This is a genomic window from Microbacterium sp. LWO13-1.2 (assembly GCF_038397725.1).
In the GTDB taxonomy this organism is placed as follows: Bacteria; Actinomycetota; Actinomycetes; order Actinomycetales; family Microbacteriaceae; genus Microbacterium.
The window spans coordinates 2,575,148-2,590,496 of record NZ_CP151634.1 but is presented as its reverse complement, the minus strand read 5'-3'; the positions used below and the strand labels follow the sequence as shown (position 1 = coordinate 2,590,496).

Here is a 15,349-nt window from a genome sequence, read left to right as displayed (position 1 = left end):
ACGTCGGACGACTCCGCTCAGGATAGACAGAGTCGCCCGCACCCCGCGTCCCCCTTTCGGGGGACTTCAGGACATTCACATCTTTTCGGAACGGAGGATGCTAAAGGACGATCAGCGGGCTCGCGGATGAGACGTGGTGTAGATGTCGCGCAGGGTGTCGACCGACACGTGCGTGTAGATCTGCGTGGTCGCGACAGAGGCGTGACCGAGCAGCTCCTGGACGACGCGCACGTCGGCACCGCCCTGGAGCAGGTGGGTCGCGAACGAATGGCGGAGGGTGTGCGGCGAGACCTCCGCGGTGATCTGCGCACCTTCGGCGGCCGCGCGGATCACGAGCCACGCGCTCTGCCGGGACAGAGGTGCCCCCCGCGCGCCGAGGAAGAGCCGTGCCGATGCGCGCCCCTTCGCCGCGAGCCCAGGGCGCACACGGGTGAGGTAGGCATCGACGGCGATGCGCGCGTATGAGCCCAGCGGGACGATGCGCTCCTTTGATCCCTTTCCGCGCAGACGCAGAACGTCGCCGTGGGCCAGATCGTCGACATCGAGCCCCACCGCTTCGGACACGCGTGCCCCGGTGGCGTACAGCAGTTCCAGGAGCGCACGATCGCGGATGCCGAGGGGCTCCTCCGCTGAAGGCGCGGCGAGCAGGCGCTCCACCTGGTCGATGGTCAGCGCCTTCGGCAGCCGCTGCGGCGCCTTCGGGGGCCGCAGGCGGCCACTCGGGTCATCCGCCTCGATACCCTCGCGTGCGAGGAAACGGTGCCATCCGCGGACCGACGACTGCAGACGGGCGAGGCTGGTGGCAGCGGGCGGCGGGTCCGCTGCAGAACGCTCGGCGATGAATCGACCGACGACCGCCGGGGACACGTCGACCGTCTCCTCGATGCCGTTCTCGACGAGCCAGTTCCGGTACCCGTCCAGATCACGCCGATACGCGGCGACCGTATGGGCGCTCAGCCCGCGTTCGATCGTGATGTGCCGCAGGTAGGCATCCAGCGCCCGATCGAGCAGCACGGCTACGCCCCGCCGACCCCGCGCCGCTCTGCCGCGAGCACCCCGATCGACAGGATCGCGTTGCGCATCCGTCCGTCGAGCACAGCATCCACGGCCTCGCTCAGCGGCACCCACTCGACGCGGATGTCGGCCTCCTCGTCGGTGCGATCATGAGCGGTGGCCGCCCGGGAGATTCCAGTGGCGAGGAACAGATGGATGATCTCGTTGTTCCCGCCCGGCGTCGTGTATGTCGACACCAACGGCTCCCAGTGCGCTGCCGTCACATCGGCCTCCTCCGCGAGCTCGCGCTGAGCGGCGAGAAGAGGCTCCTCCCCCTCGATATCGAGGAGGCCGGCCGGCAGCTCCCAATCGCGGTGGCGGATCGGATGCCGGTACTGCTGGATCAGCAGCACCCGCCCTTCGTCATCCACCGCCACGACCGCGACGGCACCGGTGTGGTCCACGTACTGGCGCACGATCTCGCCGTCGCCGTAGCGGAACCGATCGGAGCGGACATCCCACACCGCGCCCTGGTAGACCTTCTCGCTGGCGACGATCTCCGGCGAGAAGGGCTCGTCGCGCAGGTCAGTCATCTTCGCTGACATCGAACAGTTCGCTGGAGCGGTGCCGTTCGATCGCCGCGCCGACCAGCCCGCGGAACAACGGGTGCGGAGCAGTCGGACGCGACCGCAGTTCCGGGTGCGCCTGGGTGGCGATGTAGTACGGGTGCACGTCGCGCGGCAGTTCCACGTACTCGACCAGGTCGAGTTCGGGGTTGAGTCCGGAGAAGACCAGACCGGCCGCGGAGAGGCGGTCCCGGTAGGCGTTGTTCACTTCGTAGCGGTGACGGTGACGCTCGGAGGCCTGCGGTGCGTCGTAGAGTTCCCGCGCCAGCGAGCCCTCGGCGAGATCCGCCTGATAGAGGCCGAGGCGCATGGTGCCGCCGAGGTCTCCGCCGTCGAGGATCTCGACCTGTTCGGCCATGGTCGCGATGACCGGCTCCGACGTCTCCGGATCGAACTCGGTGGACGAGGCACCGGCGATGCCGGCGACGTCACGGGCGTACTCGATGACCATGCACTGGAGGCCGAGGCAGAGGCCGAGTGTGGGGATGCCCTGCTCGCGCGCGAACTTCAGTGCGCCGAGCTTGCCCTCGATGCCACGGATACCGAAGCCGCCCGGCACGCAGATGCCGTCGAGCTCGGACAGTTGCGCCTGGGCCCCCTCTGGCGTCTCGCACAGATCGGACGGGATCCAGCGGATGTTGACCTTGGTCTCCTGCGCGAAACCGCCGGCCTTGAGCGCCTCGGTCACCGACAAGTAGGCGTCAGGCAGATCGATGTACTTGCCGACGAGACCGATCGTGACCTCGTGCTTCGGGTTGTGCACAGCGTGCAGCACCTTGCTCCAGCGGGTCCAATCGACCTCGCCCGCCGCCTTCTGGTCGAGACCCAGGCGGCGCACGATGTAGGAGTCGAGACCCTGATCGTTGAGCGTCGACGGGATGTCATAGATGCTCGGCAGGTCGACCGTGTTGATGACGCCTTCGACGTCGACGTCGCACATCAGGGCGATCTTGTTGCGGTTGCTCTCGCTCACCGGCCGATCGCTGCGCAGCACCAGAGCGTCCGGCTGGATACCGACCTGACGGAGGGCAGCCACGGAGTGCTGAGTCGGCTTGGTCTTCTGCTCCCCCGATGCCCCCATGAACGGCACCAGCGAGACGTGCACGAAGAACACGCTGTCGCGGCCGAGCTCGTGGCGCAACTGACGGGCGGACTCCAGGAAGGGCTGCGATTCGATGTCGCCGACCGTGCCGCCGACCTCGGTGATGATGACGTCCGGGCGCGGCTCTTCAGAAGCCTGCAGGCGCATCCGGCGCTTGATCTCATCGGTGATGTGCGGGATGACCTGCACCGTGTCACCGAGGTACTCGCCGCGGCGCTCCCTGGCGATGACCTGCGAGTAGATCTGCCCCGTGGTGACGTTCGCCGCCTGCGAGAGGTTGATGTCGAGGAAGCGCTCGTAGTGCCCGATGTCGAGATCGGTCTCGGCACCGTCGTCGGTGACGAAGACCTCACCGTGCTGGAACGGGTTCATGGTGCCAGGGTCCACGTTCAGATACGGGTCGAGCTTCTGCATGACCACGCGGAGTCCGCGTGCGGTCAGGAGGTTGCCCAGGCTTGCTGCGGTGAGCCCCTTACCCAAAGACGAAACGACACCACCTGTCACAAAAATGTGCTTGGTCGTGTCGTTCTTGGGGCCCGCGGCAGAAGAGTTCATCACGGGCTTCGATCCTATCAGGCAACAAGGCCGCGGAGGCTGAGAAGTTCTCTGGCGTGTGTGAGCGCGGCGTCCGAATCCGTCAGTCCCGACAGCAGTCGCGCCATCTCGGCTTCCCGCTCCGCGCCCTCCAGCCGTCGCACGCTGGAGGCCGTGACCGCGCCGTCGCTGGCCTTGACGACCGAGAGGTGGTTCGAGGCGAAGGCTGCGACCTGCGCCAGATGCGTGACGACGATGACCTGGGAAGATTCCGCGAGCCGGGCGAGTCGCCGGCCGACCTCGATCGCCGCGGCACCGCCGATGCCCGCATCGACCTCGTCGAAGACGAACGTCGGCACCGGATCGGTACCGGCGATGACGACTTCGATCGCGAGCATCACGCGGGACAGTTCGCCGCCGGAAGCGCCCTTGGAGACGGCGCGCGGCTCGGCACCGGGGTGCGGAGCCAGCAGGATCGACACGTCGTCACGGCCGTGCGCGCTCTCCGCACCGACGGCGACGGAAACCTCGAGGCGTGCATCCGGCATCGCCAGCGCGTGCAATTCGTCGGTGACGGCTGCGCCCAGTCGCGTGGCGGCGTCGGTTCGTGCCGCCGTCAGCTGTGCTGCCGCCTCGTCGAGCACGGTTCGTGCCGCGGCGCGCTCCGCCTCCAACCGTTCGATTCGTTCGCCGTCGTCGTCGAGTTCGGCCAGTCGCGCGGATCCGGTCTCCCAGAGTGCGAGAGCCTCGTCGAGCGAGCCGTGCGCACGGATCAGCGTCGTGAGCGCAGCGCGGCGCTCCTCGACGGCGGCCAGCTCGTGCGGACCGGACTCGTCGAGATCGGCGAGGTAGGCCGACAGCTGGCCTGCCAGATCGGCGATCCGGTATCCGACGTCGGCGAGGCTTTCGGCGATCTCCGCGAGCTTCGAGTCAGTCGCACGCTCCAGTGCGCGCCGCGCCTCGGCGACGAGCGCTGAGGCATCGGCATCGCCTTCGTCACTCGACAGCGAGCCCCGGGCGAGCGCCGCGGCGAGCCGCAGCTCCTCCGCGTTCGCCAGTCGCTCTGCCCGCTCCGCGAGCGCGGTGTCCTCCCCCGTTTCAGGAGCGGTGGCCTCGATCAGCGCGAGAGCCTCCCTGAGCCTGCCGGCCTCCTCGGCGCGTCGATCGCGGTTCTCCGTGATCTCCGTGATCTCCGCATCGAGTTCGCGCCACCGCGTGAAGGATGCCGTGTACGCGTCGAGGCAGGTGCTGATCAGCGCTCCCCCGAAACGGTCGAGCGCATCGCGCTGCTCCACGGAGGAGCGCAGCCGCAACTGATCGGACTGACCGTGCACGACGACGAGTTCCTCGGCGAGTGCGGAGAGCACTCCAGCCGGCGCGGCACGGCCCCCGACGCTCGCCCTGCTGCGCCCTTCGGCGCTGAGGGTACGGGAGACGTAGAGCTCGGCGAGCCCGTCTCCTGCCGGTTCGAGGTCGCCGCCGGCATCGGCGACGATGTCGGCGATGTCGCCTGCGGATGGCACGATCCAGACGCCGGCGACCGATGCCTGCCCTGTGCCGGCGCGCACGGCGCCGGAGTCGGCGCGCTGGCCGAGCAGCAGCCCGAGTCCCGTCACGACCATCGTCTTGCCCGCACCGGTCTCGCCGGTGATCGCGGTGAACCCCGGCCCGAGAGGCAGCACCGCATCGGCGATGACGCCGAGCCCCTGCATCCGCATCTCCTCGATCATCAGGCGGTTCCCGCGCTCTGGCCGCGCCAGCCGTCGACCGGCAACTGGAACTTGCGCACCAGTCGATCGGTGAAGGCAGAGGGATGCAGACGTGCGAGTCGCACCGGGCGTGAAGAGCGTCGCACCACGACCCGTGCACCCGGCGGCAGGTCGTGCGAGCGCCGGCCGTCGCACCAGAGGATGCCGGAGCCGTCGGTGCGCTCCAGCATCTCGATGGCGACGGCGGCATCCGGGCTGACGACGAGCGGCCGCGCGAAGAGCGCGTGCGCGGACAGCGGCACCACGGCGATCGCCTCGACGCTCGGCCAGATCACCGGTCCGCCGCCGGAGAAGTTGTAGGCGGTCGAACCGGTCGGCGTGGACACGACCATCCCGTCGCAGCCGAACGTGGACAGCGGGCGGCCGTCGATCTCGAGCACCACTTCGATCATGCGCTCCCGGCTGGCCTTCTCGACCGTCGCCTCGTTGAGCGCCCAGGTCTCATAGATCACGGCACCGGCGGCGTCCTTCACCCGCACGGACAAAGCCATCCGCTCCTCGACGTCGTAGTCGCGGGCGATGACGCGCCGCATGGCGTCGTCCATGTCGTCGCGTTCGATCTCCGCGAGGAATCCGACATGCCCCATGTTGATCCCGAGCACGGGCGCTCCGCAGCCTCGAACCAGCTCCGCGGCCCGCAGGATCGTGCCGTCGCCGCCGAGGACGACGGCGAGTTCGAGAGCGGACTGCGCGACGGTGCCGCCGAGCACGTCCACGTCGGCGAAGCCCGCATCGACCGCAGCGAGTTCGGCGCGGTCATCGGCAGACAGAACGGGTCGCGCTCCGGCATCGCGGAGCGCCTCGACCACGCGTCGGGCCGCCAGGACGGTGTCCTCACGACCGGCATGGGCGACGACCAGGATGTAGCGCTCGTTCATCGTGCCCCCGCCAGTGCGTTGATCGTCTCGGTCCATTCTGACGGATCGGATCCGCGCTCCGGTGCAAGGTGCACGAGATACTCCGCGTTGCCGTGCGTCCCGAGGATGGGCGACGGCAGGATGCCGAGCATCCTGAGTCCGACATCCCAGGCGCTCCAGACGGTGCGTGCCACGGCATCCGCTCGGGTTGCCGGGTCTGTGACGAGTCCGCCGCGGACGGCCGTGCGTCCGACTTCGAACTGAGGCTTGATCAGGAGCATCACGTCTGCGGTGGGCGCGGCGACCTTCGCGACCGCGGGCAGCACGAGCTCGAGGGAGATGAAGGAGAGGTCGCCGACGATGAGGTCGGGCGGGGTGTCCTCACCGGTCACCTCCGCGAGATTCTCCGGCGTCATGTAGCGGACGTTGTACCCCTCGACCGGTGTGACCCCGGGGTCCGCAGCGATCGAGGGAGCGAGCTGACCGTGGCCGACGTCGACAGCGAGCACGCGCCGGGCGCCGCGCTCGCGCAGCACCTGAGTGAACCCACCGGTCGATGCGCCCATATCGAGGGCCAGGCGGCCGTCGACCGCGATGCCGAAACCATCGATCGCCGCGATGAGCTTGTGCGCAGCGCGTCCGACGTAATGATCGGTGCCGGCGACTGCGAGCTCGGCACCGTCGTGCACGGGCGTGGACGCCTTGATGACCGGTCGGCCGTCGACGCTGACCAGGCCGTCCGTTATGAGCGCGGCCGCATGGTTGCGTGAACGGGCGAGGCCTCGGGCTGCGAGGGCGACGTCGAGACGCGTCATCGGGATCCTGTGGTGTCCCGCTGCTCGAGCTTCGCGCCACCCTCGAGCCGGCGGGAGAGTTCGTCGTGCAGCGCGGAGTAGGCCTCAGCCCGAGCCGGGAGCGGCTGCCCTTCGATCAGGCGCAGACGGCTCCACAGACCATCGGTCGGCGTGCTCGTCGAATCTTCGCTCACAGCTTCTACTGTACGCGGAGGGGCGGACAGCGAGCGATGCCACGGCGTACCAGGGCGGATGCCGATTCAGGGGCGGTGGAACGGGTCGGCGTAGAGCCGCTCCGGTACTCGCAGCACGAACACCGCGGTACCTGATGCCCAGATGGCTGCAGCGCCGGCGCGGAGCAGGTCGATCTGCGACGTCCCCTCGGCGACGATCTCGACGTCGGCGCCGGACACGCGCACCGCGGCGTCGTTCACATGGAAGACGCCATCCTTCTCCACCGTCTGCGGGTAGGGCTGGTGCAGCTCCCGCAGGTCGCTGAGGATGAAGGTCGGCCGCGATTCCGCCGGAGCGGCAAGCACGTGCTTGGGCCGATCGATGCCGGTGAGCACCAGCGCGGAGTCGATTCCCGCCCGCGAAGCGCCGAGGATATCGGTGTCGAGGCGGTCGCCGATGAACATCGACTTCTGCGCACCGAAACGCGCGGTCGCCTCCTCGAAGATCGGCACCTCTGGCTTGCCCGCAACGGTCGCGAGTCGTCCGATCGCGGTGTGCACCGCCGACACCAGGGTGCCGTTGCCCGGGGCGACGCCGCGCTCCTGAGGAATCGTCCAGTCGGTGTTGGTGGCGATCCAGGGGATGCCGCCTTCTTCCTCCGGGAGCTTCAGTGCGAACGCGGCCTCGGCCAGGTCTGTCCATGCCACCTGCGGGGCGAAGCCCTGCACGACGGCCGCAGGGCTGTCCTCGGCGCTGCGAGTGACTCGATAGCCGGCCTTCTGCGCCTCATCGACGAGCCCGTCGCCTCCGACCACCAGGATCGTGGCCGGTGGCGGTACGAGCTTCGTCAGCAGGCGCATCGCCGCTTGCGGGCTGGTCACGACATCCGACGGCGCAACAGCGAGCCCCAGGCTCGTCAGGTGCGCTGCGACGGACGCGTCGGTCCGCGAAGCGTTATTGGTGATGTAACCGATGCGCGCGGTCTCCGCCGCCTTGTTGAGGCTCGAGACGGCGTACGGAAGGGCGCCTGCACCCGCGTAGACGACTCCGTCTAGATCCGCCAGGACCGTGTCGACGCCGTCCAAGGGCGTGCGCGTGGGGCGCTTCTTGGAGAACAGCGCCACTACGCGTCCTGCTCCGGCGCCTCGGATCCCTGCTGGCCGTCACCCTCGTCTTCGGAGTCGTCCTCGTCGGATTCGCCGAGGAGCTCACGAACCTCGTCCTCGACCGTGGGCTCCGCGTCAACGACGGAAGCGTCGTCCTCGTCGGCATCCGGCACCGAAGCCTCTGCGATCGAGGATTCCTCGCCTGATGCTTCCTCGGCGGCCGCGTCTTCAGCGGGAGTCTCTTCGACTGCGGCATCCGCGGGGAGCTCGTCATCGATGAAATCGCCCTCGATGAGGCCGTCCTCCACGATGATCTCCTCGTCGCCTTCTTCGTCGATGCCGAGCGCCGCCGCGGCCACATCGGCACGCGTCGCCCAGAACGCAGCCTCGTCGGCGCGTCCGAGATCCTCGAGCACGGCAGCGCGTGCGGAGAACAGCGCGGGACTCCACTCGAACGCACGATCGGGGTCCAACTCCGGAATCTCGAGTTCACCGAGCGCCAGCTCGAGTTCGCCCTGATCGAGTCGAGCGCCGGACATCGCGATGGCCAGCGCGACACGCACCGGAGTCTCCAGCGCGGAGCGATCAACTGCGCGACCGGTCTCGAGAGCACGGTCCGGGCGGCCGATACCACGCTCGCTGTCGACCATCAGCGCGATCTGATCGTCCTTGCCGGAGATCCGGCGGTAGGTACGCAGTTCCCGAAGCGCGAGAGCGAAGTCCTCTGTCGCGTACGCAGTGATCCCGAGCGTTTCGCGGACGATCGCGATGCGCCCGGCGCGACGGGATGCCGCCAGAGCATGGGCGTGCGCAAGTGCCGGGTCTTCGTCGATGAGCTGCGAAGCCATCACCAGATGGCGCGCGACCTGATCGGCGTTCTCCTTGCTGAGCGTCTTCAGTTCGTTCCGAGCAGAAGGGTGCAGGTCACGAGCGGTGACCTCTTCAGGGATCTCCGGGTCGTTCGAACGCGGACGCTCATCAGCTGCCTGCAGTGGACGCGTGCGGCCGCCTCCCCCACGCTGCGGGAAGGAACGACGGTCATCATCGCGACGTGGTCCACGATCGCCACGGTTGTCGCCATCGCGACGCGGGGCATCCGAACGGTAACCACCTTCACGGCGCGGACCACCATCGGAACGAGGACCGCCTTCACGGCGTGGCCCGTCTGAGCGGTATCCGCCCTCGCGACGCGGAGCGCCATCGGAACGAGGTCCACCATCGCGGCGCGGAGCATCGGAACGGTAACCGCCCTCGCGACGCGGAGCGCCATCGGAACGAGGACCACCATCACGGCGCGGCCCGTCTGAGCGGTAGCCACCCTCGCGACGCGGAGCACCATCGGAGCGAGCGCCGCCATCACGACGCGGCCCGTCTGAGCGGTAGCCACCCTCGCGACGCGGGGCGCCATCGGAACGAGGGCCACCGTCGCGACGCGGACCGTCGGAGCGGTATCCGCCCTCACGGCGCGGAGCGCCATCAGAACGAGCGCCACCATCACGACGCGGCCCGTCATCACGGCGGGGCGCACGATCGCCGCGGTTGTCACCGTCTCGACGGAACCCACCTTCACGACGCGGAGCACCATCGGAGCGGGACCCACTGTCACGACGCGGAGCGCCCTGACTGTATCCGCCCTCGCGACGCGGAGCACCATCGCGGCCACCAGCGCCAGAAGGACGTTTGTCACCGTCACGACGCGGAGCACTGTCACGACGCGGAGCGTCCGAACGACGCTGATCACCGTCGCGCCGTGGAGCGCCCCCGTCACGAGCGCTGCCGGAACGACCACCAGAAGTGCGGTCTCCGCGCGATCCGTTGTCGTCGTTGCGACGCGGACGGCGCTCTCCTTCTTCCGGCATGATTCTCCCTGTGTCGTTTTTGTGTTGTTAACGCGAAATGGCCACCCAACGATGGGTGGCCATTTGCTTAAAAGAAGTCCGGCGGTGTCCTACTCTCCCACAGGGTCCCCCCTGCAGTACCATCGGCGCTGTGAGGCTTAGCTTCCGGGTTCGGAATGTAACCGGGCGTTTCCCTCACGCTATGGCCGCCGAAACACTATTGATGTTTCAATCAAAACACATAACAAAGTCATTGTTATGTGGTTCTCGACCGTACATCGAGAACCACTCAGTGGACGCGTAGCACCAACAAACGGGTGTGTTATCAAGTCATCGGCTTATTAGTACCAGTCAGCTGCACACGTTACCGTGCTTCCACATCTGGCCTATCAACCCAGTAGTCTGGCTGGGAGCCTCTCACCCGAAGGTATGGAAATCTCATCTTGAGGCCGGCTTCCCGCTTAGATGCTTTCAGCGGTTATCCATCCCGAACGTAGCTAATCAGCGGTGCTCCTGGCGGAACAACTGACACACCAGAGGTTCGTCCAACCCGGTCCTCTCGTACTAGGGTCAGATCCTCTCAAATTTCCTACGCGCGCAGCGGATAGGGACCGAACTGTCTCACGACGTTCTAAACCCAGCTCGCGTACCGCTTTAATGGGCGAACAGCCCAACCCTTGGGACCTACTCCAGCCCCAGGATGCGACGAGCCGACATCGAGGTGCCAAACCATGCCGTCGATATGGACTCTTGGGCAAGATCAGCCTGTTATCCCCGAGGTACCTTTTATCCGTTGAGCGACAGCGCTTCCACAAGCCACTGCCGGATCACTAGTCCCGACTTTCGTCCCTGCTCGACCTGTCAGTCTCACAGTCAAGCTCCCTTGTGCACTTACACTCGACACCTGATTACCAACCAGGTTGAGGGAACCTTTGGGCGCCTCCGTTACTTTTTGGGAGGCAACCGCCCCAGTTAAACTACCCACCAGGCACTGTCCCTGAACCGGATTACGGTTCGAAGTTAGATATCCAGAGTGACCAGAGTGGTATTTCAACAATGACTCCACATGAACTAGCGTCCACGCTTCAAAGTCTCCCACCTATCCTACACAAGCCACACCGAACACCAATACCAAGCTGTAGTAAAGGTCACGGGGTCTTTCCGTCCTGCTGCGCGTAACGAGCATCTTTACTCGTAATGCAATTTCGCCGAGTTCGCGGTTGAGACAGTTGGGAAGTCGTTACGCCATTCGTGCAGGTCGGAACTTACCCGACAAGGAATTTCGCTACCTTAGGATGGTTATAGTTACCACCGCCGTTTACTGGGGCTTAAATTCTCAGCTTCGCCTTGCGGCTAACCGGTCCTCTTAACCTTCCAGCACCGGGCAGGCGTCAGTCCGTATACATCGTCTTGCGACTTAGCACGGACCTGTGTTTTTAGTAAACAGTCGCTACCCACTAGTCTCTGCGGCCTCCAAACGCTTTTGGGAGTAAATCCCTATACGCCGAAGGCCCCCCTTCTCCCGAAGTTACGGGGGCATTTTGCCGAGTTCCTTAACCACGATTCTCTCGATCTCCTTGGTATTCTCTACCTGACCACCTGAGTCGGTTTGGGGTACGGGCGGCTTGAACCTCGCGTCGATGCTTTTCTTGGCAGCATAGGATCATCCACTTTTTATCCGCATCGTGTCTCAGCCTATGTGAGTCGCGGATTTGCCTACGACTCGGCCTACGCACTTGCACCAGGACTACCATCGCCCGGCTGGACTACCTTCCTGCGTCACACCTGTTAATACGCTAACCGCACCAGAATGGGGTCGTGCGCTAGGCCCAGAGCGTCACCCCGAAGGGATCAGTCACTGGGATTCAGACACTTAGCACTACTGGATTAGCTTGGGCGGTTCTTCGCCGGTACGGGAATATCAACCCGTTGTCCATCGACTACGCCTGTCGGCCTCGCCTTAGGTCCCGACTTACCCAGGGAAGATTAGCTTGACCCTGGAACCCTTGGTCTTTCGGAGGACGTGTTTCTCACACGTCATTCGCTACTCATGCCTGCATTCTCACTCGTGTAGCCTCCACGGCTGGTTCACACCGCCGCTTCGCTGGCCACACGACGCTCTCCTACCCATCAACACGGCTGGACCACGAAGGCCTACCAATAATGTCAATGCCACAACTTCGGTGGCGTGCTTGAGCCCCGTTACATTGTCGGCGCGGAATCACTTGACCAGTGAGCTATTACGCACTCTTTCAAGGGTGGCTGCTTCTAAGCCAACCTCCTGGTTGTCACAGCAACTCCACATCCTTTCCCACTTAGCACGCGCTTTGGGACCTTAGTTGGTGGTCTGGGTTGTTTCCCTCTCGACTATGAAGCTTATCCCCCACAGTCTCACTGCTGCGCTCTCACTTACCGGCATTCGGAGTTTGGCTGACGTCAGTAACCTTGTAGGGCCCATCGGCCATCCAGTAGCTCTACCTCCGGCAAGAAACACGCAACGCTGCACCTAAATGCATTTCGGAGAGAACCAGCTATCACGAAGTTTGATTGGCCTTTCACCCCTATCCACAGCTCATCCCCTCAGTTTTCAACCTAAGTGGGTTCGGTCCTCCACGACGTCTTACCGTCGCTTCAACCTGGCCATGGATAGATCACTTCGCTTCGGGTCTAGGACATGCGACTGAATCGCCCTATTCAGACTCGCTTTCGCTACGGCTACCCCACACGGGTTAACCTCGCCACATATCGCTAACTCGCAGGCTCATTCTTCAAAAGGCACGCTGTCACCCCTACTAAGGAGGCTCCAACGGTTTGTAAGCAAACGGTTTCAGGTACTATTTCACTCCCCTCCCGGGGTACTTTTCACCTTTCCCTCACGGTACTTGTCCGCTATCGGTCATCTGGGAGTATTTAGGCTTATCAGGTGGTCCTGACAGATTCACACGGGATTTCTCGGGCCCCGTGCTACTTGGGATACTCTTCGCGCCAAGAGAGGCATTTCGACTACGGGGTTGGCACCCTCTATGACCGGCCTTTCAAGACCGTTCGTCTATACCTTCTTGTAACGCCGCCATCTCGGCAGAAATGACTGAAAAGTCCCACAACCCCCAACGTGCAACACCTGCCGGCTATCACACACGCTAGGTTTAGCCTGTTCCGGTTTCGCTCGCCACTACTAACGGAATCGCGGTTGCTTTCTCTTCCTGTGGGTACTGAGATGTTTCACTTCCCCACGTTCCCTCTACCCGCCCTATATATTCAGGCGGGAGTCACTAGGTCGGCACGCCGCCCAGCGGGGTTTCCCCATTCGGACACCCTCGGATCAAAACTTGCTTATCAGTTCCCCGAGGCTTATCGCAGATTGCTACGTCCTTCTTCGGCTCCAGATGCCAAGGCATCCACCGTTTGCTCTTAAAGACTTGAAATCACATGAGTTTGAATCAAAAACTCGACCCAGTCACTAAAACTGGATCTGAAATTGACTAATGATCTTTAAGATCATCTTGTGCAACACACTCAAAGAGTGCATTGCAAGATGCTCGCGTCCACTGTGTAGTTCTCAAAGTACGGGCGGTGCCCCAATCCACAACCCCACAAAACCGGGGGAAACAGAAAGAGGCCCAGAGTAACCGACTGCGCTCACAACCCCGAAAGGTCAAAGCTCATCCGGTCCCTCAGGACCCAACAGCGTGCAGGCACGACATCCGAAACCCTCCCCGTTCCAACCGCAAGCGGTGTACTAGAAGAAACTCTCATCGATCGCACCATGTCAAATGTTCCACCCATGAGCTCCCAGCGAACCACGAACGGGCCCGATCTGGGGTCTGGACAGCAAAGCTGCCAGTTGCTCCTTAGAAAGGAGGTGATCCAGCCGCACCTTCCGGTACGGCTACCTTGTTACGACTTAGTCCTAATTACCGATCCCACCTTCGACGGCTCCCTCCACAAGGGTTAGGCCACCGGCTTCAGGTGTTACCGACTTTCATGACTTGACGGGCGGTGTGTACAAGACCCGGGAACGTATTCACCGCAGCGTTGCTGATCTGCGATTACTAGCGACTCCGACTTCATGAGGTCGAGTTGCAGACCTCAATCCGAACTGGGACCGGCTTTTTGGGATTCGCTCCACCTCGCGGTATTGCAGCCCTTTGTACCGGCCATTGTAGCATGCGTGAAGCCCAAGACATAAGGGGCATGATGATTTGACGTCATCCCCACCTTCCTCCGAGTTGACCCCGGCAGTATCCCATGAGTTCCCACCATTACGTGCTGGCAACATAGAACGAGGGTTGCGCTCGTTGCGGGACTTAACCCAACATCTCACGACACGAGCTGACGACAACCATGCACCACCTGTTTACGAGTGTCCAAAGAGTTGACCATTTCTGGCCCGTTCTCGTATATGTCAAGCCTTGGTAAGGTTCTTCGCGTTGCATCGAATTAATCCGCATGCTCCGCCGCTTGTGCGGGTCCCCGTCAATTCCTTTGAGTTTTAGCCTTGCGGCCGTACTCCCCAGGCGGGGAACTTAATGCGTTAGCTGCGTCACGGAATCCGTGGAATGGACCCCACAACTAGTTCCCAACGTTTACGGGGTGGACTACCAGGGTATCTAAGCCTGTTTGCTCCCCACCCTTTCGCTCCTCAGCGTCAGTTACGGCCCAGAGATCTGCCTTCGCCATCGGTGTTCCTCCTGATATCTGCGCATTCCACCGCTACACCAGGAATTCCAATCTCCCCTACCGCACTCTAGTCTGCCCGTACCCACTGCAGGCTGGGGGTTGAGCCCCCAGATTTCACAGCAGACGCGACAAACCGCCTACGAGCTCTTTACGCCCAATAATTCCGGATAACGCTTGCGCCCTACGTATTACCGCGGCTGCTGGCACGTAGTTAGCCGGCGCTTTTTCTGCAGGTACCGTCACTTTCGCTTCTTCCCTGCTAAAAGAGGTTTACAACCCGAAGGCCGTCATCCCTCACGCGGCGTTGCTGCATCAGGCTTCCGCCCATTGTGCAATATTCCCCACTGCTGCCTCCCGTAGGAGTCTGGGCCGTGTCTCAGTCCCAGTGTGGCCGGTCACCCTCTCAGGCCGGCTACCCGTCGACGCCTTGGTGAGCCATTACCTCACCAACAAGCTGATAGGCCGCGAGCCCATCCCCAACCGAAAAATCTTTCCAAACGTTGACCATGCGGTCACGTCTCGTATCCAGTATTAGACGCCGTTTCCAGCGCTTATCCCAGAGTCAGGGGCAGGTTGCTCACGTGTTACTCACCCGTTCGCCACTGATCCACCCAGCAAGCTGGGCTTCACCGTTCGACTTGCATGTGTTAAGCACGCCGCCAGCGTTCATCCTGAGCCAGGATCAAACTCTCCATAAAAAGAAATTGCATACCCCACCGGGAAAACGGTGACGCAGCGAGTTTGATACCGACCAAAGAGACAAATTCATTGCTGACTTCATCCGAATGCCAACCCCCAACAAAGGGGATTGGTCTTTGATCCAAAGGAATTCTCAACCAAACCAAAAGGCTTGGACGAGGATAATTTGGCATTTGA

General features: G+C 63.5%; 10 protein-coding genes and 3 rRNA genes. All 13 read right to left on the bottom strand.

Annotated features, from left to right (window positions below; translation table 11 throughout):
• Positions 1-111: 111 nt before the first annotated feature.
• The 13 genes from xerD to MRBLWO13_RS12170 all read right to left on the bottom strand — a co-directional run bounded on the left by xerD (position 112) and on the right by MRBLWO13_RS12170 (position 15,171).
• Entirely contained in the window at positions 112-1,014 is a 903-nt protein-coding gene (gene xerD / locus MRBLWO13_RS12230) for a site-specific tyrosine recombinase XerD (RefSeq protein ID WP_341974271.1), read from the bottom strand.
• A 2-nt stretch (positions 1,015-1,016) separates the two neighbouring features.
• The gene (locus MRBLWO13_RS12225; RefSeq protein ID WP_341974270.1) at positions 1,017-1,586 is read right to left on the bottom strand and encodes an NUDIX hydrolase; all 570 of its coding nucleotides are present in this window, start codon (positions 1,584-1,586) and stop codon (positions 1,017-1,019) included.
• Positions 1,579-3,276, bottom strand: a complete 1,698-nt coding sequence (locus MRBLWO13_RS12220) for a CTP synthase (protein WP_341978374.1) — start codon at positions 3,274-3,276, stop codon at positions 1,579-1,581. The genes MRBLWO13_RS12225 and MRBLWO13_RS12220 overlap by 8 nt, the downstream gene beginning before the upstream one ends.
• A gap of 17 nt (positions 3,277-3,293) precedes the next feature.
• Entirely contained in the window at positions 3,294-4,985 is a 1,692-nt protein-coding gene (gene recN, locus MRBLWO13_RS12215) for a DNA repair protein RecN (protein WP_341974269.1), read from the bottom strand.
• Positions 4,985-5,902: an NAD kinase gene (locus MRBLWO13_RS12210; protein ID WP_341974268.1), complete on the bottom strand. Its 918-nt coding sequence runs from the start codon at positions 5,900-5,902 to the stop codon at positions 4,985-4,987. Before MRBLWO13_RS12210 ends, recN begins: the two co-directional genes overlap by 1 nt.
• Positions 5,899-6,696: a TlyA family RNA methyltransferase gene (locus tag MRBLWO13_RS12205; protein WP_341974267.1), complete on the bottom strand. Its 798-nt coding sequence runs from the start codon at positions 6,694-6,696 to the stop codon at positions 5,899-5,901. Before MRBLWO13_RS12205 ends, MRBLWO13_RS12210 begins: the two co-directional genes overlap by 4 nt.
• The gene (locus MRBLWO13_RS12200; protein WP_341974265.1) at positions 6,693-6,869 is read right to left on the bottom strand and encodes a hypothetical protein; all 177 of its coding nucleotides are present in this window, start codon (positions 6,867-6,869) and stop codon (positions 6,693-6,695) included. Before MRBLWO13_RS12200 ends, MRBLWO13_RS12205 begins: the two co-directional genes overlap by 4 nt.
• A gap of 66 nt (positions 6,870-6,935) precedes the next feature.
• Positions 6,936-7,973: an HAD-IIA family hydrolase gene (locus tag MRBLWO13_RS12195; RefSeq protein WP_341974264.1), complete on the bottom strand. Its 1,038-nt coding sequence runs from the start codon at positions 7,971-7,973 to the stop codon at positions 6,936-6,938.
• The gene (locus MRBLWO13_RS12190) at positions 7,973-8,803 is read right to left on the bottom strand and encodes a hypothetical protein (RefSeq protein WP_341974263.1); all 831 of its coding nucleotides are present in this window, start codon (positions 8,801-8,803) and stop codon (positions 7,973-7,975) included. Before MRBLWO13_RS12190 ends, MRBLWO13_RS12195 begins: the two co-directional genes overlap by 1 nt.
• Before the next feature lie 47 nt (positions 8,804-8,850).
• Positions 8,851-9,666: a hypothetical protein gene (locus MRBLWO13_RS12185; RefSeq protein WP_341974262.1), complete on the bottom strand. Its 816-nt coding sequence runs from the start codon at positions 9,664-9,666 to the stop codon at positions 8,851-8,853.
• Between the two features lie 224 nt (positions 9,667-9,890).
• Positions 9,891-10,007, bottom strand: a 5S ribosomal RNA gene (rrf, locus tag MRBLWO13_RS12180).
• A gap of 107 nt (positions 10,008-10,114) precedes the next feature.
• Positions 10,115-13,218 (bottom strand): 23S ribosomal RNA (locus MRBLWO13_RS12175).
• A 430-nt stretch (positions 13,219-13,648) separates the two neighbouring features.
• Positions 13,649-15,171: ribosomal RNA gene (locus MRBLWO13_RS12170) — 16S ribosomal RNA — on the bottom strand.
• The 16S, 23S and 5S rRNA genes sit together here, the layout of an rRNA operon.
• Positions 15,172-15,349 lie beyond the last annotated feature (178 nt).

Bases quoted from the DNA above. Each gene is read 5' to 3' on its own strand.
- MRBLWO13_RS12190 (WP_341974263.1), bottom strand. From the start codon at position 8,803: ATGGCTTCGCAGCTCATCGACGAAGACCCGGCACTTGCGCACGCCCAT.
- MRBLWO13_RS12210 (WP_341974268.1), bottom strand. From the start codon at position 5,902: ATGAACGAGCGCTACATCCTGGTCGTCGCCCATGCCGGTCGTGAGGAC.
- MRBLWO13_RS12225 (WP_341974270.1), bottom strand. From the start codon at position 1,586: ATGACTGACCTGCGCGACGAGCCCTTCTCGCCGGAGATCGTCGCCAGC.
- MRBLWO13_RS12205 (WP_341974267.1), bottom strand. From the start codon at position 6,696: ATGACGCGTCTCGACGTCGCCCTCGCAGCCCGAGGCCTCGCCCGTTCA.
- MRBLWO13_RS12220 (WP_341978374.1), bottom strand. From the start codon at position 3,276: ATGAACTCTTCTGCCGCGGGCCCCAAGAACGACACGACCAAGCACATT.
- recN (WP_341974269.1), bottom strand. From the start codon at position 4,985: ATGATCGAGGAGATGCGGATGCAGGGGCTCGGCGTCATCGCCGATGCG.